We start from the raw sequence: 20926 nt of genomic DNA on the forward strand, positions 1-20926 counted from the left end.
CGTCGCGGTCCAGTCCCATTGCCCTGAGGCAGCTGAGCTCCGGCCGCTCACCACATCGGACCACGCCGCTTCGGTGGTCCCGTCGTGACCCCTCGGAAGTTGACGACGCCATGACGACTCGGCCAAGCCCCGGCTGCAGCCGCTGGGAGGGTGGGGTCACCGAGCGCCGACGGTGGCCGGACTACGCACCATGAACCGGAGGACCACGTGACCACCCACCCGCCGCGCGACCCGCGACGCCACGTCCATGGCCCGAGGTCGTCGATCCGCGCACCGGCACCGTGCGAGTCAGCGGTCACATCACGGTGCAGGGGGCCGACCTCCTGCGAGGCACGGTGGAGAGCCTTCGCGCAGAGCGGACACGTCTCCGTACTCCTCGATCTGCAGGACGTGCGGGCCGCCGACGATGCCGGCCTGCAGGTGCTGCGCGCCGTCCGCAGAGACTTCGCCGCGACCGGCGGAGAGCTCGTGGTCCGGCACCTGCCGGAGAAGGCCAGTCGCCTCACTGATCGCGGTCCGCGCCTCGGCGCTCCGGCAGGCAGGCGACCCCGGGGTGATCACGGCATCTTCGCCCCAGCGCCGGCAGCGGGTTGTGGCTCGCAGCGGCGACTGGGCGTGCGCCGTCGCGGTTGCCGATGGAACTGACCGGTCAGGTCCTGCGTCGTCGAGCACGCGGGGCAACGCCGGCCAGACCGACGACCAGGCGAACCCCGTCCGAGCCGCAGCAGGTGGGTGCTCGCACGTGGTGCCGACTCGCACGTGGTGCCGGTTGTTGCGCACGCGGTCACGAGGAGGTCGCCCGGCGGCGCTGCGTGCGTGTTCGAGTCGGCGTCGGCACCGGGGACCTTCATGACCCAGGAGCAGCGGCGGAGGGCAGGCCGATCTGGACGCCCGTCTGCAGACCAACCAGGTGCAGCAGGCCCTGAGCGGCGCCGGGGACGCACGGGGGAGACGCCCGGCACCCCCTCTGATCGCTGTCGGCTGAGGGCGGTTCGCTCTGGACGCCGGCCGTGTCAACGGTCCGGTCCGCGATCAGCGGTGCGCCACCCCTCCGCTGAGAAGCCTCGCCCCTGAGACCCCGTCGGGGTGCAATCGGCCAGGCTATGTCGGCATCAGCCCGCACCGCCCCCTGCTATCGACAGATGCAGCTCCAGCTGGGAGAGCCGATGAGCCCCGTCCCTTCCGTGATCGTCTTCGACGTCAACGAGACCCTGTCGGACATGAGGCCGATGGCCGCTCGGTTCACCGACATCGGCGCCCCCGACCATCTGGCCAGGCTGTGGTTCACCCTGCTGCGGGACGGTTTCGCGCTCACGGCCGCTGGGGCGCAACGCCCCTTCGCCGACCTCGGGGTCGACGCGCTGCACAGCGTGCTGAACGGCGTCGACCTGGACCGTGACCTGGACGCCGCTGTCGATCACGTGATGCGCGGCTTCGGCGAGCTGAGCCTGCACGCCGACGTGGCCGAGGGCATCCCCGCGCTGCACCGGTCCGGGCGCAGGCTGGTCACCCTCACCAACGGCGCGACACAGGTCGCCGAGCGTCTGTTCGCCGAGGCCGGGATCAGGGATGAGTTCGAGGCGCAGCTGTCGGTGGAGGACGCCGGCGCCTGGAAGCCGGCCCGGGCCGCCTACGAGTACGCCGCCCAGCGGTGCGACACCGAGCTCGCGGACATGCTGCTCGTCGCCGTCCATCCGTGGGACATCGACGGCGCCGCGCGCGCCGGCATGGCCACCGCCTGGATCAGCCGGAGCGCAGTGCCCTACCCCCGATGCTTCGCCGTCCCGTCATTGACGGCCACGAGCCTCCCCGAACTCGCCGGACAACTGACCTGACGACGCCCCCTACCGCGGCCGTCGTGCCGAGGAGTGCGGGGTGGCGGCGATCAGGTCGATGACGACGCGGGCCAACTCGGGGCCGACGTCCTCCTGCAGGAAGTGCCCACCCCCGGAGAGCGTCGTGTGTGGCAATCCCCGCGCCCCTGGAACCTCCTTCTGGAACACGCGGTCGCCGCCCCCGGTGATGGGGTCGCCGTCGGAGAACGCCGTGAGGAACGGCCTGCCGAAGCGGGACAGCGTCGCCCATGCGGCCCGGTTGGCGGCGGAGGCCGGATCGTCGGGACTGGTCAGCACCAGGCCCGGGAGACCCGCGCGCCGGCCGTGAACGAGTCGTCCGGGAACGGTGCGTCGTAGCCGGCCACCACCTCTGGGGCCAGGTCGCTGGCGGTGCCGTTGGAGACGACGCGTCCGACGTCGAACCGCTCCGCTGTGGCGGCGAACCGTTCAGGCCAGGAACGCCGCGCTCATCGGGTGGTCGCCGGTGGGGAGTCCGGTGTTGGCGGCCGCCACCCGACTGAAGCGGTCGGGGTGCTCGCCGACCAGCCGAAGTCCGAGCAGTCCGCCCCAGTCCTGGCAGACGAGAGTGATGTCCCGCAGGTCCAGCCCGTCGAACAGCGCCGCCCGCAGCCACTCGACGTGGCGGGCGTAGCTGTAGTCACCCTGGTGCGCCGGCTTGTCCGACCGGCCGAACCCGACCAGGTCCGGCGCTACGACGCGTAGCCCGAAGCCGGCCAGCACGGGGATCATCCGTCGGTACAGGAACGACCAGGAGGGTTCGCCGTGCAAGGAGCACCGTCTCGCCGTCCTCGGGGCCGTCCTCCACGTAGGCGACGCGCAGCTGACCGCCATCGAGGTCATCGATCTCCACGTACCTGCTCTCGTACGGGAAGTCGGGCAGGTCGGCAAAGCGATGCTCGGGGGTGCGCACCTTCCCCACGGCCCGGAGGCTATGCCGCCGTGGCAGCCATGCTCGCTACTTCTTGAGTCGACGGCTGCCGCCGTGCCAGTCCTCCTGGATGCCGACCTCGTCCACGTCGACACCGAGCCCAGCCAGCTGGGGACGCTCGCGGAGGCTGCGCTTCAACTCGGCGAAGCCAGGGAATCCGGCCAGGCCGACGACGTGGTCCCAGAGCCGGACCGCGTCCTCCTCGGCCGGCAGTCGACTGATGACCGGGCCGAAGAAGGCCACGCCGGTGGGCGGCTGGAAGTGGATGATGGGGGTACCGACGTCCTTGCCGGTGAGCGCGAGCGCCTCGTCGGTCTCCGCGCGGATCACCGGGTCGAACGACGGATCGTCGAGGGTATCGGCGAGCTCGGCCGGCAGGCCCGCCTCGGCCAGAAGTGGCTCGACGAACGGGCGGGTGCCGCGGCGCTCGCGAGCTCCCGGCTCGTTCTCGGTCTCGGCGGGGGCGTCGAAGATGTGTCGTCCGAACGCTTCGTACAGCGGGCCCACTGTCTCCCGGCCATGCTCGACCCGGGCCCGGGCGGCGACCCGTAACAGCCTCAGGCCGGCCGTGTGGCCGGCCTCGTACTCCGGCGGGAACTGCGCGTCGTAGTCGACCTCAGCGTTGATCAGCCGCAGCGAGATGAACCGCCAGTCCACGGTGTACTCCCGCTGACGTATGACAGCGCGCACCCACTTGCTGGTCATCCAGGCGAACGGACAAACGGGGTCGAAGTAGAAGTTGACGTCGGCGTCGGTCATGCTTCGACGGTAACCACGCGTCACACCGGAGCGGACGCGGGCGGCGGCGTCACTCCCCCGTCCCGACCGCCGCGCGGCCGACCGATCCTTCCCATCGTGGGGCCATGTCGACCACAGACGCGACGGCCTGAGTGCCGGGCGGTCCGGGACGGCCGACCTGCTGTGACCGGGCCCGTTTCTCGAGCCGTCGGTAGCGTCTGCCGGGTGGACAGGGCCGAACTGCTCGATCTCCGCACCGACGACCGGGCGGCCCTCCTGCTGGTCGGGCTCCGCGGCGACTGGTAGCCCTACTGCTGCGCCAGGCGGTCCGCCTGGCTCAATCGCCACCCCGACTCATCGCCGCCGGCGCCGAGGTCGTGTTCGCCTCGGTCGACCCCCCGGCGGTCCAGCTCGCCGTGAACCACACCTGGCACCTGCCCTTCCGCTGGATCAGCGACCCCGGCGGGCAGCGCCTGGCCCGACGGCTGGGCGCCTGGGACGAGAAGGCGGAAATCTTCCGGCCGGTCGTGCTCGCGGTCGCACCCGATGGGCGCGAGATCTTCCGCGAGCTCTCGCGGGACTTCACCGACCGGCCGGACGACGAGCCCATCCTCACCGTGATCGAAGGGCTCGCACTTCCTGCCCGAGCGGTTCCGCGCCCATGGTCACCCGAAGGCATCGAGTCGCGGCCCTCGAAGCGGGCGTTCACGCCGGCCTCGTTCATCCCCTACTTCCGAGCCATCCGGTTCAACACGCTTGCCCTGAGCGAGCGCATGGTCGACCCCCGCGACCGCGAACAACTGCTCACCGAGCACCACATGGCCGACTCCTTCCTCGCCTCCTTCGACCAGTGGCGCGCCGAACACCCTCCAGCGGACCAATGAACGGATGGCAGCGGCCCGACCCGCTCGCCATCACCGGCGACGTCCATGGGCACGTCGCTCCCCTCCTCGCCCGCCCGTAGAAACGGCTTCCCCAGGTCGTCTGCCAGGTCTAGCGTTGCTGTCCGGTGCGCCGGGAAGTCTGGTCGGCAGTCGTGTTCCCGACTGCCAGGAGTGCACCATGGCCACGTCGACGACGTCCGTTCCTGCGCTGCGCATGGAGCGGCTCGGCAAGCGCTTCGGGACCACCGACGCCGTGGTCGATCTGTCGCTGATCGTTCCGGCAGGTGAGGTGTTCGGCTTCCTCGGTCCGAACGGCGCCGGGAAGTCCACCACCATCCGGATGCTGCTCGGGCTGCTGCTGCCGACGTCGGGTGCGGCATGGGTGTTCGACGCTCCGGCCGGGGACGTCGAGCGGGCTCACGAGATGCTGGCCTACGTGCCGGCGGACGTCGCACTGTGGCCGGCGCTGACCGGCCGGGAGTGCCTGAGCCTGCTGGCCGGGGTCGGTCCCGGCATCGACGCCGCCTACCGGGACGAGCTGCTGGAGCGCTTCGCTCTTGACCCGGACCGGAAAGCCCGCACCTACTCCACCGGCAACCGGCAGAAGGTGGCCCTGGTCGCCGCATTCTCGACCAGGGCGCCGCTGCTGGTGCTCGACGAGCCGACCAGCGGGCTGGACCCGCTCATGGAGCGGGAGTTCCGGGCCTGCATCGCCGAGGCGGCCGCCCGCGGGCAGACGGTGTTCCTCAGCTCGCACCAGCTGGCCGAGGTGGAGGCGGTCTGTTCTCGGGTGGGCATCCTGCGCAGTGGCCGGCTGGTCGAGGTCGCTGGCATGGCCGACCTGCGACGGCTGCACCGATCCGAGGTCATCGTCGAGCTGGCGGCACCCGAGCCCGGGCTGCGCGGCCTCGCGGACCTGCCGGGTGTCGCCGACGTGCGGTGGCCCAGTCCGCTGCGGCTGGAGCTTTCCCTGACCGGGCCACCGGGCACCGTCCTGCGGGCCCTGGGCGGCGCTGACGTCGCGCACCTGGAGGTGCGGGAACCCAGCCTCGAGGAGATCTTCCTCGACTACTACGGCCAGGTCCCGGCGTGACCACCCGGACAGCACCCGAGCGCGTGCCGGCCGCCGGCGGCCCGTTCTCAACGAGCCGGTCGGCAGGCCGGTCAGCGACCGCGACCGCGGCCGCCGTCCGCCAAGTCCGCCGTGGCAGCGCGATCCTCGCCGTTGTCTGCGGCGGAATGACTGCCCTCGTCGCCGTCCAGTACCGGGGGCTGGCCGGTGCCCTCGGCGCGGATTCGCTGGCCGCACTCGCCGAGAACCCGGCGATCCGCACGCTCTTCGGCCCGCCGGTCGGGCTGGACACTGCCGGCGGGTTCACCGTGTGGCGGACCGGCACCGTGCTCGCGGTCCTGGTGGGGATCTGGGCGGCGTCGACGGCCACCCGGCTGACCCGCGGCGACGAGGAGGCCGGGCGGTGGGACCTGCTGCTCGCCGGACGCCTGCGGCTGCCGTCCCTGGTGGCCCGCGTGCTCGTCGTGCTGCTGGGCGCCTCAGCGGTGGTCGGCGCGGCCGGCGGGCTCGGGCTGGTCGTCGCCGGGGCGCCGGTGTCGGGGTCGGTGCTGTTCACCGCATGCCTGGCCGGTACCGGCATGGTCGGCTCGGCGCTCGGGGTTCTCTGCGCGCAGCTGTTCGCTGACCGGCGCTCGGCGTCCGGGGTGGCGGTCGCGGTCCTGCTCGCCGGCCTGCTGGCCCGCATGGTGTCCGACGGGGTGCCGGCGCTGGCCTGGCTGGCGTGGTTCACCCCGTTCGGGCTGCTGGGACGGGCCGCGCCGTTCGCTGAGGACCGGTGGCTGCCGCTGCTGGTGCTCGCGGTTCTCGTCACCGCGGTGGCGGTCCTCGCCGTCGCCCTCGCCACCGGGCGCGACGTCGGCCACGGCCGGCTCGCCGGTCGCGACCGACGGACCGCGCCGAGCCGGCTGCTCACCTCATTGCCCGGCCTTGCCGTGCACCGCACGGGCCGCCCGCTGGCCGGGTGGGCCACCGGGGCGATGGCCTACTTCCTGCTCATCGGTCTGCTGGCGACGACGATGACGGAGTTCCTCCGGGACAACCCCGCGTTCGCCGACCTGGCCGCCCAGGCAGGATTCGCGCAGCTCGTCTCCGTGGAGGGCTACGTGTCGGCGCTGTACACCCTGCTCGCCGTCGTCATCGGGGCGTTCACAGCCAGCCGGGTCGCCGCGACCGCTGCCGACGAAACCGCCGGACGCCTGGCGCTGCTGTACTCCCGGCCGGTCAGTCGCGCCCGGTGGGCCGCCACCGAGGCCGCAGCCGTCACCCTTGCCGCGGTCGGCCTCGCCGCCGCCACGGGCCTCGCCGCCTGGGCCGGAACTGCCTGGGTCGACGCCGGCCTGGGCCTGGGCGACGCCGTGACCGGCGCGCTGTCCGTCCTCCCGGTTGCACTGCTGTGCCTCGGTGCCGCTCTCGCCGCCCTGGGCTGGGCCCCGGCGGCGGTGCTCGCCATCGGCGTGCTGCCGGCCGTCGGCGGCTACCTGCTGATCGTGTTCGCCGATACCTTCGGCTGGCCGCGCGCGGTCCGCTGGTTTTCCCCGTTCGCCCACCTCAACGACGTTCCGGCCGAGCCGTGGAACGTTGCGGGCGGGATCGGGATGCTCGCCGTCGCGGTGGCGCTCGCCACCGCGGGATGTCTGGGCTACGCCCGCCGTGATCTGGCCGGCTGATCCCGTGCGGGTGCGGTGACACCTGCTTCGCGTCACGTACGGTGGGTGTCGGTGTGCCGGGAAGTCTGGTCGGCGGTTCCATAGCCGACCCCACGACCTCCTGGAGCTGTTGCCTCGTGACCACCCCCGCAGCCGGCTCGTTCCGGCTCTTCGACCGCGGCTCGTGGCCCGAGACCAGCCGCGTCGCAGGAATCCTGCGCAAGGAGACCGTCGGCGGCGTCCTGCTGATCATCGGCGCGCTCACCGCGCTGGTCTGGGCGAACAGCCCGTGGGCGGCGGCCTACGCCACGATCCGGGACACCCGGGTCGGTCCTGCATCGCTGCACCTGGACCTGAGCCTGGGGACCTGGGCCGCTGACGGGCTGCTGGCGATCTTCTTCTTCGTCGCCGGATTGGAGCTCAAGCGCGAGTTCGTCGCCGGCGATCTGCGCAACCCCCGCCGGGCCGCGCTACCGGTCGCCGCCGCCGTCGGAGGCATGGCCGTCCCCGCCTTGCTCTACGCCGCGGTGAACCTCGGCGCCGGAGAAGGCGCCCTGCGCGGTTGGGCCATCCCGACCGCGACCGACATCGCCTTCGCCCTCGCCGTGCTGGCCGTCATCAGCACCCATCTGCCGGCCGCGCTGCGCACCTTCCTGCTCACCCTGGCGATCGTGGACGACCTGCTGGCCATCACGATCATCGCCGTCTTCTACACCGCCTCCCTGACGGTCACCCCGCTGCTGCTCGCGCTCCTCCCGCTTGCCGTCTTCGGATTCCTGGTCCAGCGCCGCGTCCGGTCGTGGTGGCTGCTGCTGCCACTGGCCGCCCTCACCTGGGTACTGGTGCACGAATCCGGCGTGCACGCCACCGTCGCCGGAGTGCTGCTGGCGTTCACCGTGCCCGTGGTGCGCAGCGAGGCCGCCGGTGGCCCGGACGCCGGCCCCGGGTTGGCCGAACACTTCGAGCACCGCATCCGGCCCCTGTCGGCGGCCGTCGCAGTGCCGGTGTTCGCCTTCTTCTCCGCCGGGGTCACCGTCGGCGGCCTGTCCGGACTGGGAGCGGCGCTGACCGACAGCGTGGCGGTCGGCATCGTCGTCGGCCTGGTCGCCGGCAAGGCCATCGGCATCACCGCCGCAACCTGGCTGGTCAGCCGGTTCACCCGCGCGGAACTGAACGGCGACCTCGGCTGGCCCGACGTGCTCGGACTATCCCTGCTCGGCGGGATCGGGTTCACCGTCTCCCTGCTCATCGGGGAGCTCGCCTTCGGCGCAGGATCAGTGCGCGACGAACACGCCAAGATCGGGGTGCTGGCCGGCAGCCTGCTCGCGGCGCTGCTCGCCGCCGTCCTCCTGAGGCTGCGGGACCGCCGCTACCGGCGCATCGCCGAGGCCGACACCCGCGACGCCGACGCCGACGGGATCCCGGACGTGTACCAGCATCCAGGCCCCCGCGTCCGGACCGAGACGGTCACCGAACGCGCGGAACCTCCACAGGGCTCACCCCCGAACCACTAGAGAACGACCAAGATCACGTGGCACACGCCTCCTGCCACAAGCCGTGTCTGGGCGACCGCCGGCGTCGACGGTGCGCAGGCTGATGCCGTGTGCGCGCTGCGTGCCCACGCACCCTCATCAAGGCCCGGTCGGCGACGACTTCGCACTGAGGTCCGGCCAACGACTGGCAGGTCAGTCGGGTTGGCGCACGGAAACGTCCGAGGAACCAGATAACGAATCGCCGAGTAAAGTGTGGGGCACACCGCGATCAGCGACGCTGCCAGGCCTGCGACCTGCGGTTTTGCTCCCCCGAGTGGACTCGAACCACTAACCCTGCGATTTGATCTTGAGCGGTTGGCTCGCGTTGGGACACGTTGAGCCCGCAGGTCAGGCCGAATGTGAAGCGTTGGCTGCAGCTGTTGGGGACGACTGGAGACGGGTGTATTGGGTGCGTAAAGAGTGCCCTATCGCGACAGTCGCGCGCTTACGACCGACCCCCTCCTCTCCCCCGCCGGCACGGTCAGATGCCGGCCTCCTGCCGTCTCGGCCGCCCGGGGGCAGTAAGACGTGCAAGGCAGCACTCGCGGGCGAGGAGCGCGCCGATGCGCTGCTCGTAGGCCGGGTGGGATGCGAAGAGCCGCCGCGGCCACCTGCAGCGAGCGCCCGCCAGAGCCCGAGCCGGTCGACGGGGACCACGCGGCGCGGCGCCGCACATCACTAGGCGACCGGTGCCCGCTCGGCTTCATCCACAGGCCTCCTCGCCGCAGCAGTGCCCGATTAGCGTGCCGGCCGGTGCTGACACGCGCGGTCCTCGTAATGACCGCTCAACCCCTAGGGCTTGAGGCCGGTGCGCAACGCGTCTCCGACGCAGTCGTAAGAAAAATCCGCCGCACCTGTCACTAAACGGTCCGAAACAGCGCCTTCTCCGGCTGAGAGCAACAGCCGCCGGGTGGGAGCGCCGATGTGGAAGCAGGACCGGACCGCACACACCACCGACGCGTCTCCCACTCCCGAATCGGACAACGCTGCTGAGAGCCGAGCGACCGGCGGCAGCGACGACATCGCGCCGATCGGACAGGCCGTCCGCCCCTGGATTCTCCAGGCCCTCGTCGCCGCCTACGGCGGGGACACCTATCGGCTGCTGACCGATCTCGCCGACCTGCTCGAAGCGAGCGTCGCCTACGTCGACCGGCCCACTGTCGAGGCCCATCTGGAGCGAGCGTTGTCCGACGGCGACTGGTCGGCGGTCGCCGCCCAGTTCACCGCCATGGCGTTCGACGAGCACGTCGGGGATGCCGGCACCCTTCGCACCGACTGGATCGAGGACAGGCTGCACCGAGCCGGCGTCGTCGGTCGCACCCTGCGCGCCACCGGTAGGTCGGGGCCATCGCGGCAGCCGAGGCGGCGATGAAGGTCAGTCGCACCTGCCCGGCCTGCGGCTACACCGCCGACTACTCCAGCGCCGCACTCGCCGACGCTCATTATCCCCGGCACTCGTGCGCCAAGCACCGGCGCGGCCTCGAGCAAGCCCGCCGCCGAACCGAGCGACTTCAGGCGCGAGTGACGCGCGAGTGCACCCATCCGGAAGCACGCCACGCACACGGAACCCGTGCCGCCTACGTCAAGGACCGCTGCCGCTGCACCAGGTGCACCGCCGCCAACACCGCCGCCGGTCGCATCGTCACCCGAGAGCGGATGTACGGCCGCTGGCAGCCGTACATCGACGCCGACCCCGTCCGCGAGCACATCGCTGCGTTGCGTGCGGTCGGGATCGGTGTCGAGCGCATCGCTGCCCTCGCCGGCCTCTCCGTCAGCCACACCCGTGAGCTGGCCGAGTCCGGCCGCGGCAACTCTCGAGGAACGCGGCGGGTCCGCCCAAGCACGGCCACGCGCGTGCTGAGCATCGGCATCAATGAGGCCAGCCGGGCGCCGCACAGCCGCGTCGACGCCACCGGCACCCGCCGCCGCCTACAAGCGCTCATCGCCATCGGCTGGCCCGCCGAGCTACTGGCAAACGTGCTCGGCCGCCGCCCCAACAGCTTGCACCGCAGCATGACCGGCGAGTCGGTCACCGCTCGAACAGCCCACGACGTCGCGACCCTGTACGAGCGGCTGTGGAACTGTCGGCCGCCACGGATGACCGGCGAGCAACGTGCCGCCGCAGACGCCGCCCAAGCCCACGCCGCTGCACAAGGCTGGCCGACACCGCTGGCCTGGGATGACATCGACACCGACCCCACACCGCCGGCAGTGACCGCCAGCCCCTTCCGACAGCACGAGATGGACGAGATCGCAATCGAACGTGCCGTTGCCGGTGACATCTCTTACAACGACCTCACTGCAGTCGAACAACAAGAGGTCGTCCGCCGTCTCACCGCCCGCGGTAGCTCAATCCGAGACATTGCTGCCCGGCTCGGCACCACGAAGCGGACCGTCTCCCGCCGGCGCGCATCCTTCGGCGCGGCATAACCATCGGGCTGCGGACAGGCCCGACCTTCACCGCAGCGCCGACCGGTTGGCGAGGTCGGCCTCTCGCGCGATCTTGACCGTCACTGACCGCCGCGCCCCGGGTCGTTCCCGGGATTTGCCGTTGCTCAAGGCACGTGCCTCGGCGGGCGCCCGCGACTGCCCTGCGGTATGACCGCGGCCGCGAGTCAATTGATGGCGGAAGGGACAAGCAGGTCGGAGACGTCCTCCTGCCAGAGATTCCGGCTTCGTCCCCGTACCGTCCGAATTCATGCGCATCCGTGCCCCGTGGCTCCTCGCCGTGCCCGTGATGGCTGCCTGCTCCGGCCCCGGCGACTCGGCAGTCGGCGCGGGCTCCCCGGCACCAGCGGAGGTCCCCGAGACCGTTGAGGCCACCACCATCTCGGGATGGATGGTGCTCGACGGCACGACGAACGGGTGCGGAGACGAACAGATCACCGTCGAAGTCGGCAGCGGACCACCTGAGCGCCCGACTGCGGCCATTGTCGGCTCCACCTTCTTCGGGTTCGACTGCGCGTTCCAGTTCGACATGGAAGTGCCTGTTGTGCCCTGCTACGAGGTCACGATCGACGGCACGCCGATCGGGCGCTACCCGGGAAACGGTGCGCCAGAGCGAATCGACGTGGGGCTCGTCGACCCCGCCAACGTCTACGGCCCGGAGGGGGGAAGCGAGCCCCCCACGCCGTACAGCGATGGCGACTACTGCTGACCGGGATCATCCAAAGGCGGCCACGAGCGGGGTTCCGCCTCGGCCGCTGAACTCCCAGCTGCGCCGGCTACGAGTTGTTGCTTCCCGACACAGAGCGAGGGGTTCGTTGGCGGCGGTGCTCCAGGGGTCCCTCGCGGCTACGCCCCGGCCGGCCAGACGGACCGCCCCTCGCTCGCCGCGTAGATGGCGCGAAGGACCTCCCTCGCTCTGCAACCTTTTGTCACGAAGCCGATTGCTCCGGCCTCGCGGGCTGCCCTGACTACGCACGGGCGGGCCTCTGCACTGAACATCAGCACGCTCGCGCCGGATCGTTCGGCGGTCAGCCGGCGAGTGGCCTCGATCCCGGACATGTTCGGCATGGTCACGTCCATGAGGACGACGTCGGGCTTGACCTGATCGGCGCGCTCGATGGCCTCGAGCCCGTCGACCGCCTGCCCGACGACGGAGACCCCGTCGGTTGACTCAAGCAGGTCGATGACGGCGGCTCGCACGACCGGATGGTCGTCGACGACCAGTACGCGGATCACTCGATCGCTCCGCCCCGGCTGGCGCAGGCTGCGATCATGCAGGCAAGTTACTACTAGGCCACGTCGTAGACGAGCCGGGCGCCGGAACTTAACAAATGCAGGCAACGGGGCGTTGCCCCTGTTCGCCACGGGTGGATGCTCCGGCTTCCGCCAGTGTTTCTCCTGTGACCGTACATGGGCCGCCGTCGGGGGCGGGGCCGACGCACCTGGGGCCTGGTGCAACCGTGCCGTCAAGCCGACACTGGCGCCGGGCAGCCCGCTCCCCCGTGGCGGGCTGCCCGCCATGCCCCTTGGGGCGACTGCCCACGAGAGGTGGCGGCATGTCCGACGACCGCAGCACAGCGTCGACCCGAACAGACCACCTGCGCTGTGGCTGCTGTGGACAGGCCCGCGCACGAAGCCGTCTGGCGGAACTCGGCGATACCCCGGGGACCTTCATCTGCACCCGCTGCGCGCTGTGGGCCGCCGGTCGGATCGCCCGCTCCTCGCGACTGGGCAAGCTCCGCCGTCGGCTACCGCACCGACACCCAAGACCCGGCGTGCTGACGGCCGTCCCTGTGCTCGCCGCGACCGACCTCGACCGAACCGCTGAGCTCTACAGCGCAGCCGGCTTCGACGTGACGGGCCGCCACGACGGATACCTGGTCTTGCACGCCGGACCCGTCGAGCTGCACTTCGCCCAGGACCAGGAGACCACACCTGGCGCTTGCTACTTCCACGTCACCGATGTCGCCACAGTGCGGGAACGGCTCGAGGCCATGGTGGCCGGCTCCACCGGACCGTTGGGCGACACCGACTACGGCCTACGAGAGTTCTGGTTCACCGACCCCGACGGCAACCGGGTCCGCTTCGGCTCCCCAGTCAGCTAGAGGTAGCGACAGACAGTCGCGGGATCGCAGCGGGCCGGCTCGACCGTGGTCGCGTCCGCCTGCAGCTGGGCAACCGTGCCCCGCAGCTCCTGGAGCTCGGCGATCTGACGGTCCAGGTCACTCAGTCGGTCGCTGAGCAGCTCCTGCACGTGCTCACATGGCGCCTGGCCGCCGTCGCGGATCTGCAGGATCTCTCGGATTTGCGCGAGGGTCAGCCCCGCGCTCTGGCTGCGGCGGATGAAGGCGAGGCGGCTGATGATCTCGGGCGGGTAGTCCCGGTAGCCCGCCCCCGTTCGGTCCGGAGACGGCAGTAGCCCTGCCTCTTCATAGAAGCGCAGCGCCTTGGTCGTGGTCCCGGTGGCCTCCGCTAATTCACCGATCCTCATGATCCCGTCCGTCCCGCCAACATGCACTTGACCTTCCCCTGCACTGGAAGGTCCAACCTAAGTCGAGTCCGTCAATGCGAGGCGCAGGAGGTGCACGGTGGACAAGGACTACGACGTCGATCTGGCGGTGATCGGTTCAGGTGGCGCGGCGATGTCCGCGGCCATCGCCGCCCGTCAGGCAGGCGCCAGCGTGGTGCTGATCGAGCGGGCGACCCTGGGCGGTACCTGCGTGAACATCGGCTGTGTCCCGTCCAAGACGCTTCTGGCCGCGGCCGGCGCCCGTCACAGCGCGGCCACCAATCCCTTCGCCGGCGTCCCGACGTCCGCCGGAGGAGTGGACCTGGCCGCCTTGATTGCGCAGAAGGACGAACTCGTCGCCGACATGCGCCAGGCCAAGTACGCCGACGTCGCTGCCGCCTACGGCTTCGAGGTCCGCCCCGGCCACGCGCGATTCCTCGACCGCGACACGATGGCCGTCAACGGCGAGCCGCTGCGGGCCCGGGCCTACCTGCTGGCGACCGGCGCGGAGCCGGCCCGGCCGGATCTGCCCGGCCTGGGCGCCGTGGATTGCCTGACGTCCACGACCGCGATGGAGCAGACCGAGCTGCCCGAGTCGCTCGTCGTGATCGGCGGCGGTTTCGTCGGGATGGAGCAGGCTCAGCTCTTTGCCCACCTGGGCGCGAGGGTCACGATCGTGGGTCGCCTGGCTCCCCACGCCGAGCCGGAACTGACCGAGATCCTCCGGAGAGTGTTCGCCGACGACGGCATCACGGTGTTCGAGGAGCACGCCACCGAGGTCCGCTCGGACTCAGGCGGTGTCCTCGTCACGACAGCGTCCGGCCACGAGGTGCGCGGCCAGCGGTTGCTGGTCGCTACCGGGCGTCGGGCGCGTACCGAAGCTCTGAATCTCGACGCGGGTGATGTGAAGACCGACGGTCGTGGCTTCGTCGCCGTCGACGAGCACCAGCGCACCTCCAATCCTCGGGTCTTCGCTGCCGGCGACGTCTCGGGCGCTCCGCAGTACGTCTACGTCGCCGCTGCCGGCGGCCGCGTCGCCGCTCTGAACGCGCTGGCCGGTAGCCCGGCGGAGGGGCAGGCCAGCATCGACTACACCGGCCTTCCTGCCGTGATCTTCACCCGGCCACAACTGGCCTCGGCCGGGCTCACCGAGACCGAGGCGATCGAGCGGGGCCACGTCTGTGAGTGCCGAGTGCTCGGCTTCGACGACGTGCCCCGGGCACTGGTCAACCGGGACACCCGCGGCGCGCTCAAGGTCGTCGCCGACGCCGAGACCGGCCGGGTGCTCGGCGTGCACGCGCTCGGCGAGGGCGCCGGCGAGATCATGCTGGCCGCGACCTACGCGATCAAGGCGTCCATGACCGTCGACGAGGTGGCCGACACCTGGGCGCCCTACCTCACGATGGCCGAGAGCCTGCGGATCGCAGCCGGCCTTTTCCGGAATCAGATGCCGACGTCCTGCTGTGCCTGAGGCTCCCGAACCCCAGGTAGCGCAGCGGCCGGCTCGCTCTCGGGCGCCGCCCTGATGCTCGTGTGCAGGGCCGCAGCGCCGCCCGGTCGCCGAACGAGCAGAACCTGGCGCCCGCAGCGACAGCAGCCTGAACTGACTCACCTGCTCCACAGACGAAAGGCACCCGCCCGTGACTGAGAACCCGAGACTCATCGGCCGCCTCGACTCCGCCGGACTGCCGGCAGACAACCTCCTCAACCGCCGAGCGGCCCTGCCCGGCCCGGTCCAGCAGCTGCACCGCCACATCCTCGGGGCCATCGCCTCCACCGGGACCCCGCCCACCATGGCGCAACTGACCGGCTGGGCCGGAGAGCTGAGCATCGAGTTGTCCCCGGCGCTGCGCGCCCTGGCCGACACCGAGCTCGTCTTCACCGACACCGAACTCACGACCGTCACCGGAGGCGTGCCCTTTGCCGCCAACAACGTCTCTGCCCACCGTGTCCACATCGCGGGCGGCCCCGCCGTGGCCGCCAACTGCGCGGTGGACGCCCTCGGCATCCCGGCCATGCTCGGCCGCGACGCCGAGATCCACTCCACCGACCCGCACAACGGCGAGCCGGTCGTGGCCACCAGCCGGGCAGGGACGTGGCAGTGGCAACCGGAGAGCGCGGTGGTCTTCGTCGGTTCGAACGGGTCCTCCGGTCCGCTCACGCAGTCCTGCTGCCCGGTCATCAACTTCTTCACCGACGAGGACAACGCCCGGGCCTACCAGCGTCAGCACCACCTCGACGGCGACGTGCTGACCATGCCGGAGGCCGCCGAGGCCGGCGCCCTGGTGTTCGGCGAGCTGCTCACCGGGAGAAAACCGGCCTGAGCCCCTCATCCCGCGACCCAAGCAAGGAGATCCGATGAGCGAGCACGTCGACGTTGCCGTCATAGGCATGGGGCCCGGTGGCGAGGTCGCGGCCAGCAGACTGCTGGCTGCCGGCCGGCGGGTTGCGGTGATCGAGCGGGAGCTGATCGGCGGTGAATGCGCCTACTGGGCCTGCATTCCATCGAAGACCGTGCTGCGCCCGCCCGAGGCCGCGGGCGAGGTCGACCGCGTCCAGGGGGCAGACGGCGCCCGCCTCGATTGGACCGAGGCGCGTGACTACCGGGACTACATGGCGCGCCACCTCGACGACACCCGGCAGGTCCGCGGCTACGCGAAACAGGGCGCCCTCGTCCTCAAGGGCGAAGCCCGACTACTCGCACCGGGGCGCCTCGACGTCGCCGGCCGTGAGCTGACCGCCGACCACGTCATCGTGGCCACCGGCTCCGACGCCGCCGTCCCGCCCATCGACGGCCTCGACACCGTCACGACGTGGACGAACCGGGAGACCTACACAGCCCACGACCTGCCCGCTCGGGCCGTCATCGTCGGCGGCAGCGCCGTAGGGGTAGAAACCGCTCAGTTCCTGACCCGCTTCGGCGTGCAGGTCACCCCCGTTCAGCGCAGCGAACGACTCCTTCGCCGGGAAGAACCCCGCGTGGGCGAGCTGGCTCAGAAGTACCTGAAGGAAGCCGGCGTCGATGTTCGTACCGGTGCCGGGCCCACGCGGGCCTACCGGGAAGGCGCCGACGGCGTGCTCGATTTGGCCGACGGCACCCAGGCACGCGGCGACGTCGTCATCCTGGCGACCGGCCGCACCCCACGCACCGAAGGGCTCGGGCTCGAAGATGCCGGCGTCACGCTCGGCGAACGAGGCGAGGTCCTGGTCGACGACCGCTGCCGAGCGGCCGACGGCGTCTGGGCGCTCGGCGACGTCACCGCCGTCATGCCCTTCACCCACGTTGCCAAGTACCAGGCCCGCATCGTCGCTGAGGCCATCGTTGGCCGGCCGCGTCCGGCTCACTATGGCGGCATCCCCCGTGTCGTCTTCGCCGACCCCGAGATCGCCGCTGCTGGGCTCACCCAGGCCCACGCCGACCAGAGAGACCTGAGCACGGCGGCCGCCGAGATCGACCTGGCCCGGACGATTGCCCGCCCGTGGACGTACGAGAACAACCCCCGAGGGCACCTGGGGCTCCTCGCCGACAAGGACCGCCGCATCCTCATAGGCGCCTGGGCAATAGGCCCTCAAGCCGGCGAATGGATCCACCAGGCGTCACTGGCGATCCGCACTCACCTCCCGATCGACACGCTGCTCGATCAGGTCGCTCAGTACCCCACCTACAGCGAGGGGTATCTCGAAGCGCTGGAGACGCTCGAGGTCTGACCAAGTGCAGGGACTGCCGGAGCGGTGCCGCTTCCCCCGCCGATTCCCCGCTACGCGGGTGCCAGAGCGGACGCGAGACCGCGCAGTCGGGGCTGGTCGATCGACTCCTGAACGCATCGGGCGAACACCCACAGCCTCAGCCTTGCCTCGTCCAGCTCCAACAGGTCAGCCATGCGCCGGATGAGGCCGGGTGGGTCAACGGTCAGCCGCTCGATGCAGTTGAGCAGGTGCTGCAGCGCGTCGTAGGTGGGGTCACCCACGTAAGGCTTGGGGTCGATGACCAGCCACGGCTGGCGCTGCGCCGCCAGCACATTCCCCGCGTGCAGATCCGTACACAGCAGCACCCCGCGGTCTGCGGTGCCCGGCAGGCTTGTGAACAGCTCCATCCCGGCGCGTGCCAACCCTGGGTCGAGAACCCCCGGGTCCGCCGAGAGCCGCTCCCAGAACTGGTCGGCCCAGGCGTCACACATGGCCTGCAGCGACCGGAACGGGAACTCGTCGGGCGATGCACTCCACAACTGCCGCAGCAGGTTGGCGACGACGACGTCCTGCTCAGGCTCGGGGAGGCTCACGTCCAGGGTGGTGCCCGGCCGGCAACGCTCGAGCAGCAGCGCGCTCGTCGAGGCCCATACGTACGAGTCGTGCACGAGGACCGCGCCCTGCCCGGCCCCGGCACGAAGGCCGGCAGCCTCATCGGCGGCCTCCTCGTGACGCCAGCCGACCTTCAGCACCAGATCCCGGCCGGCAGGGTCGCGCGCGGGCGCCACCCACGCGGACTGGCCGCCCGGCTGATACGGCTCCCCCAACTCCAGCGACCACCGCGCGACCCTGTGCTCCACGACGTCCGGCAGCGCGGCCACCCACTTTCGGCGCTCGGATGACACGTCGGCTCGGACGCTCTCGACGAGATTCGCCGGCAGCCGAAGCATCGCCACCCGTTCATCCTCCTGGTCACGCCGACAATCTCGGCCGATCACCGGCGCCATCCGTAGGTCTCGCCGCGCCCAGGCCTAGCCGCATCGTGTCTTCGCGGGACAGGATGAACCCATGTGGTCGCTTCCCGCAGCGTTCGCCGCGGTACCGGGCCTGGACCGCTGCGGCTGCTGCGGCGGCGTTTTTCCCAAGGCCCGCGTCACGCATCTGGCCTTGACGCCGGGGGTGTTCATCTGTCGCGATTGCGCCCGCTTCGCGGCCGAGCGCGGATCGCACCGCCGGTCTTAACAAGTGCAGGGCCTCTGTTGGGCGGACAACGACAGCCCCCGATCTGCGATCAGGGTCGGCGCGCCACTCAAGAGATATGGGTTCGTCAACGTGCGGTCCCACGCCACGCGTGTACGTCTCCTGCGGCTCGTAGCCCTGCCCAAGGTTCGAGATGACGATTTGGAACCTGATGTGAGGGGTGCGTATGGGGACCGAGGCGCTACGCAAGCGCGGGCTCAGGCTGGCCTGGTTCATCGTCGGCTGGGACGTAGTCGAAGGAACGGTTGCAGTCACCGCCGGACTGCTTGCCGGATCGATCGCGCTGGTCGGCTTCGGCATCGACTCGGCCATCGAGGTGTTTGCCGCATTGGTCGTGATCTGGCAACTGCGAAAAGACGGGAAGCAGCGCTACACATTGGCCCTCCGCCTCATCGCGCTGAGCTTCTTCTTGCTGGCCGGCTATGTGATCTACAAGTCGGTCTCGGACCTGATCAACGCCAACGAGCCCGATCCCTCCCCGGTGGGGATCATCCTTGCGGCCGTGGCGACGGTGGTCATGATCCCGGTGGCCATCGCCCAGAAGCGGACCGGCGAGGCTCTCGGCAACCAGGTCCTGGTGGCTCAGTCGAACGAGACGTGGGTCTCGAACTATCTCTCGATCAGCCTGCTGCTGGGACTTGGGCTCAACGCCCTGTTCGGCTGGTGGTGGGCCGATCCCCTCGTCGCACTGCTGATCTCACTCGTCGCCGTCCGCGAGGGCTGGGAAGCGTGGCGGGAAGCCCGTGAGAGCAGCGAGGAGGCGACGCGTAAGGAGGCGCGCAAATAGCGGCCCTTGCCACGAGCGCAGGCCGAACTCTGTCCTTACCTGGGGTCCGCATGCCGAGCCGGTGGCCACGCTCGTCGACGTCATCAGGCGCCCGAACATGAGGTCGCCGATCGGCCGGCCCGCTGAGTTCGGCGTCGTGCCGAGTCAACCCGCCGATCAGTCGTGCGCGTGCAAGGGCTTGCCGGCGAGGGCGAGGGCGGCCTCGCCGATGGCGTCGTTCTGGGTGGGATGGGCATGCACCAGGCGCGCGACGTCGTCGGGATAGGCCTCCCAGTTGACCATCATCTGGCCCTCGCCGATGAGCTCGCCGACCCGGGCGCCGAGCATGTGCACCCCGACGATGGGGCCGTCCTTCTCCCGCACCAGTTTGATGAAGCCGGCCGTCTGCAGCATCTGGCTCTTCGCGTTGCCCGCCAGGTTGTACTCGGTGATCTCGACCCGGTCGGCGCCGTACTGCTCTCGGGCTTGCGCCTCGGTGAGCCCCACCGATCCGATCTGCGGCTCGCAGTAGGTGACGCGGGGGATGCCGGACTCGATGATCGGTGCCGGATTCTGCCCGGCGATCTGCTCGGCGACGAAGATGCCGTGCTGGAAGCCGCGGTGCGCCAACTGCAGGCCCGGCACGATGTCGCCGATGGCGTAGACGTTGCCGACGCCGGTGTGCAGCCGCTCGTCGGTGAGGACGAAGCCGCGGTCCATCGGGATGCCGTTCTCCGCGTAGCCGAGGTCGGCGGTGGCCGGCCCGCGACCGATGGCCACAAGGAGCAGATCTGCCTCGAGAGTCTTCCCGTCCTGGGTGGTGACCACGACGCCCTCGTCGGACTGCGTCGCGGCGGCGAACATCGTGTTGGTGTGGAAGGCGATCCTCCGCTTGCGGAACGCGCGCTCCAGACCCTTGGACAGGGCCTCGTCCTCACCGGGCACCAGGCGGGGCAGGCCCTCGACGATGGTCACGTCCGAGCCCAGGGACTTCCAGACCGAGGCGAACTCGACGCCGATCACGCCGCCGCCGAGGACGATCACACTGTCGGGCACGCGGTCTAGTTCGAGCGCCTGCTCGGAGGTGATGATCCGCCCGCCGATCTCCAGGCCGGGCAGCGACCTGGGATAGGACCCGGTGGCCAGCACGACGTTGGCGCCCCGGTACTGCGCGCCGTCGACCTCGACGGTGTCCGGGGCGACGAGCCGGCCCCAGCCGCCGATCAGGTCGACCTTGCGGGACGACACCAGGCCCTGCAGCCCCTTGTACAGGCGGCCGACGACGGAGTCCTTGAAGGCATGGACGGCGGACATGTCGATGCTGCCGAAGGTGCTGACAACACCGAACGTGCCGCTCTCCCGGATGGTGTCGGCCACCTCCGCCGAGTGCAGCAGCGCCTTGGTGGGGATGCATCCACGGTGCAGGCAGGTGCCGCCGAGCTTGTCGCCCTCGATGAGCGCGACGGTCATGCCGAGCTGCGCGCCGCGCAGTGCGGCCGCGTATCCGGCGCTACCTCCGCCGAGGACGACGAGGTCGTGGTCCACAGTTCCCCTTTCCGGTGCAAGTCGATGAGGAGTGTTCCCCCGACTGTCGAGGTCG

General features: G+C 70.7%; 20 protein-coding genes. 13 read left to right on the top strand and 7 right to left on the bottom strand.

The window, feature by feature from the left end; genetic code table 11:
- The first annotated feature begins 1166 nt into the window (after positions 1-1166).
- Positions 1167-1835 carry a haloacid dehalogenase type II gene (locus tag E4P39_RS01465; RefSeq protein ID WP_209306283.1) on the top strand — a complete coding sequence of 223 codons (669 nt, stop codon included), beginning with the start codon at positions 1167-1169 and terminating at the stop codon, positions 1833-1835.
- 9 nt (positions 1836-1844) lie between these two features.
- Here E4P39_RS01465 and E4P39_RS22765 read toward each other — a convergent pair whose 3' ends face one another.
- The 3 genes from E4P39_RS22765 to E4P39_RS01475 form a co-directional block, all read right to left on the bottom strand.
- Positions 1845-2132 carry a hypothetical protein gene (locus E4P39_RS22765; RefSeq protein WP_245159553.1) on the bottom strand — a complete coding sequence of 96 codons (288 nt, stop codon included), beginning with the start codon at positions 2130-2132 and terminating at the stop codon, positions 1845-1847.
- 150 nt (positions 2133-2282) lie between these two features.
- Positions 2283-2585, bottom strand: coding sequence for an alpha/beta fold hydrolase (locus E4P39_RS22770; RefSeq protein WP_245159554.1), 303 nt, complete (start codon positions 2583-2585; stop codon positions 2283-2285).
- A gap of 226 nt (positions 2586-2811) precedes the next feature.
- Entirely contained in the window at positions 2812-3543 is a 732-nt protein-coding gene (locus tag E4P39_RS01475; RefSeq protein WP_135134542.1) for a hypothetical protein, read from the bottom strand.
- 356 nt (positions 3544-3899) lie between these two features.
- Here E4P39_RS01475 and E4P39_RS01480 point away from each other — a divergent pair, with 356 nt between their 5' ends.
- From E4P39_RS01480 to E4P39_RS01510, 7 genes are all read left to right on the top strand, one after another.
- Complete coding sequence (locus E4P39_RS01480) at positions 3900-4406, top strand: hypothetical protein (RefSeq protein WP_135134543.1); 507 nt, start codon at positions 3900-3902, stop codon at positions 4404-4406.
- A gap of 178 nt (positions 4407-4584) precedes the next feature.
- Entirely contained in the window at positions 4585-5499 is a 915-nt protein-coding gene (locus E4P39_RS01485) for an ABC transporter ATP-binding protein (protein ID WP_135134544.1), read from the top strand.
- Between the two features lie 146 nt (positions 5500-5645).
- Positions 5646-7145, top strand: coding sequence for a polyketide antibiotic transporter (locus E4P39_RS01490; protein WP_135134545.1), 1500 nt, complete (start codon positions 5646-5648; stop codon positions 7143-7145).
- Positions 7146-7261: 116 nt separating this feature from the next.
- On the top strand, positions 7262-8638 hold the full coding sequence (gene nhaA / locus E4P39_RS01495; RefSeq protein ID WP_135134546.1) for a Na+/H+ antiporter NhaA: 1377 nt from the start codon (positions 7262-7264) through the stop codon (positions 8636-8638).
- A gap of 940 nt (positions 8639-9578) precedes the next feature.
- Positions 9579-10028 (top strand): hypothetical protein, encoded by a 450-nt coding sequence (locus tag E4P39_RS01500; RefSeq protein WP_135134547.1) that lies wholly within the window; start codon positions 9579-9581, stop codon positions 10026-10028.
- On the top strand, positions 10025-11086 hold the full coding sequence (locus tag E4P39_RS01505) for a helix-turn-helix domain containing protein (protein WP_135134548.1): 1062 nt from the start codon (positions 10025-10027) through the stop codon (positions 11084-11086). The genes E4P39_RS01500 and E4P39_RS01505 overlap by 4 nt, the downstream gene beginning before the upstream one ends.
- A gap of 268 nt (positions 11087-11354) precedes the next feature.
- The gene (locus tag E4P39_RS01510) at positions 11355-11813 is read left to right on the top strand and encodes a hypothetical protein (RefSeq protein WP_135134549.1); all 459 of its coding nucleotides are present in this window, start codon (positions 11355-11357) and stop codon (positions 11811-11813) included.
- Between the two features lie 137 nt (positions 11814-11950).
- On the opposite strand, the gene E4P39_RS01515 is transcribed toward E4P39_RS01510, so the two are convergent.
- Positions 11951-12340 carry a response regulator transcription factor gene (locus E4P39_RS01515; protein WP_135134550.1) on the bottom strand — a complete coding sequence of 130 codons (390 nt, stop codon included), beginning with the start codon at positions 12338-12340 and terminating at the stop codon, positions 11951-11953.
- A 539-nt stretch (positions 12341-12879) separates the two neighbouring features.
- On the opposite strand from E4P39_RS01515, the gene E4P39_RS22090 reads away from it, so the two are divergent.
- Complete coding sequence (locus E4P39_RS22090; protein ID WP_167761511.1) at positions 12880-13209, top strand: VOC family protein; 330 nt, start codon at positions 12880-12882, stop codon at positions 13207-13209.
- On the opposite strand, the gene E4P39_RS01525 is transcribed toward E4P39_RS22090, so the two are convergent.
- On the bottom strand, positions 13206-13595 hold the full coding sequence (locus E4P39_RS01525) for a heavy metal-responsive transcriptional regulator (protein ID WP_135134552.1): 390 nt from the start codon (positions 13593-13595) through the stop codon (positions 13206-13208). The two genes, E4P39_RS22090 and E4P39_RS01525, sit on opposite strands and share 4 nt — an antisense overlap.
- Before the next feature lie 97 nt (positions 13596-13692).
- Between E4P39_RS01525 and merA the strand changes: the two genes are divergently transcribed.
- The 3 genes from merA (at position 13693) to E4P39_RS01540 (ending at position 17321) form a co-directional block, all read left to right on the top strand.
- On the top strand, positions 13693-15084 hold the full coding sequence (gene merA / locus E4P39_RS01530; protein ID WP_135134553.1) for a mercury(II) reductase: 1392 nt from the start codon (positions 13693-13695) through the stop codon (positions 15082-15084).
- A 169-nt stretch (positions 15085-15253) separates the two neighbouring features.
- On the top strand, positions 15254-15937 hold the full coding sequence (locus E4P39_RS01535; RefSeq protein ID WP_135134554.1) for an alkylmercury lyase family protein: 684 nt from the start codon (positions 15254-15256) through the stop codon (positions 15935-15937).
- Between the two features lie 34 nt (positions 15938-15971).
- Complete coding sequence (locus E4P39_RS01540) at positions 15972-17321, top strand: NAD(P)/FAD-dependent oxidoreductase (protein ID WP_135134555.1); 1350 nt, start codon at positions 15972-15974, stop codon at positions 17319-17321.
- 50 nt (positions 17322-17371) lie between these two features.
- On the opposite strand, the gene E4P39_RS01545 is transcribed toward E4P39_RS01540, so the two are convergent.
- The gene (locus E4P39_RS01545) at positions 17372-18250 is read right to left on the bottom strand and encodes an aminoglycoside phosphotransferase family protein (RefSeq protein WP_245159591.1); all 879 of its coding nucleotides are present in this window, start codon (positions 18248-18250) and stop codon (positions 17372-17374) included.
- A 476-nt stretch (positions 18251-18726) separates the two neighbouring features.
- Between E4P39_RS01545 and E4P39_RS01550 the strand changes: the two genes are divergently transcribed.
- Entirely contained in the window at positions 18727-19347 is a 621-nt protein-coding gene (locus tag E4P39_RS01550; RefSeq protein WP_135134557.1) for a cation transporter, read from the top strand.
- A 156-nt stretch (positions 19348-19503) separates the two neighbouring features.
- On the opposite strand, the gene lpdA is transcribed toward E4P39_RS01550, so the two are convergent.
- Positions 19504-20871: a dihydrolipoyl dehydrogenase gene (gene lpdA / locus E4P39_RS01555; protein WP_135134558.1), complete on the bottom strand. Its 1368-nt coding sequence runs from the start codon at positions 20869-20871 to the stop codon at positions 19504-19506.
- Positions 20872-20926: the final 55 nt, after the last annotated feature.

Origin of the sequence: Blastococcus sp. CT_GayMR19, assembly GCF_004570385.1 — a bacterium.
Taxonomy (GTDB): domain Bacteria; phylum Actinomycetota; class Actinomycetes; order Mycobacteriales; family Geodermatophilaceae; genus Blastococcus_B.

Coding starts and splice junctions, on each gene's coding strand:
- E4P39_RS01465 (WP_209306283.1), top strand. CDS start 1,167: ATGAGCCCCGTCCCTTCCGTGATCGTCTTCGACGTCAACGAGACCCTG.
- E4P39_RS22770 (WP_245159554.1), bottom strand. CDS start 2,585: ATGATCCCCGTGCTGGCCGGCTTCGGGCTACGCGTCGTAGCGCCGGAC.
- E4P39_RS01475 (WP_135134542.1), bottom strand. CDS start 3,543: ATGACCGACGCCGACGTCAACTTCTACTTCGACCCCGTTTGTCCGTTC.
- E4P39_RS01485 (WP_135134544.1), top strand. CDS start 4,585: ATGGCCACGTCGACGACGTCCGTTCCTGCGCTGCGCATGGAGCGGCTC.
- E4P39_RS01490 (WP_135134545.1), top strand. CDS start 5,646: ATGACTGCCCTCGTCGCCGTCCAGTACCGGGGGCTGGCCGGTGCCCTC.
- E4P39_RS01500 (WP_135134547.1), top strand. CDS start 9,579: ATGTGGAAGCAGGACCGGACCGCACACACCACCGACGCGTCTCCCACT.
- E4P39_RS01505 (WP_135134548.1), top strand. CDS start 10,025: ATGAAGGTCAGTCGCACCTGCCCGGCCTGCGGCTACACCGCCGACTAC.
- E4P39_RS01510 (WP_135134549.1), top strand. CDS start 11,355: ATGCGCATCCGTGCCCCGTGGCTCCTCGCCGTGCCCGTGATGGCTGCC.
- E4P39_RS01525 (WP_135134552.1), bottom strand. CDS start 13,595: ATGAGGATCGGTGAATTAGCGGAGGCCACCGGGACCACGACCAAGGCG.
- E4P39_RS01540 (WP_135134555.1), top strand. CDS start 15,972: ATGAGCGAGCACGTCGACGTTGCCGTCATAGGCATGGGGCCCGGTGGC.
- E4P39_RS01545 (WP_245159591.1), bottom strand. CDS start 18,250: ATGCTTCGGCTGCCGGCGAATCTCGTCGAGAGCGTCCGAGCCGACGTG.
- E4P39_RS01550 (WP_135134557.1), top strand. CDS start 18,727: ATGGGGACCGAGGCGCTACGCAAGCGCGGGCTCAGGCTGGCCTGGTTC.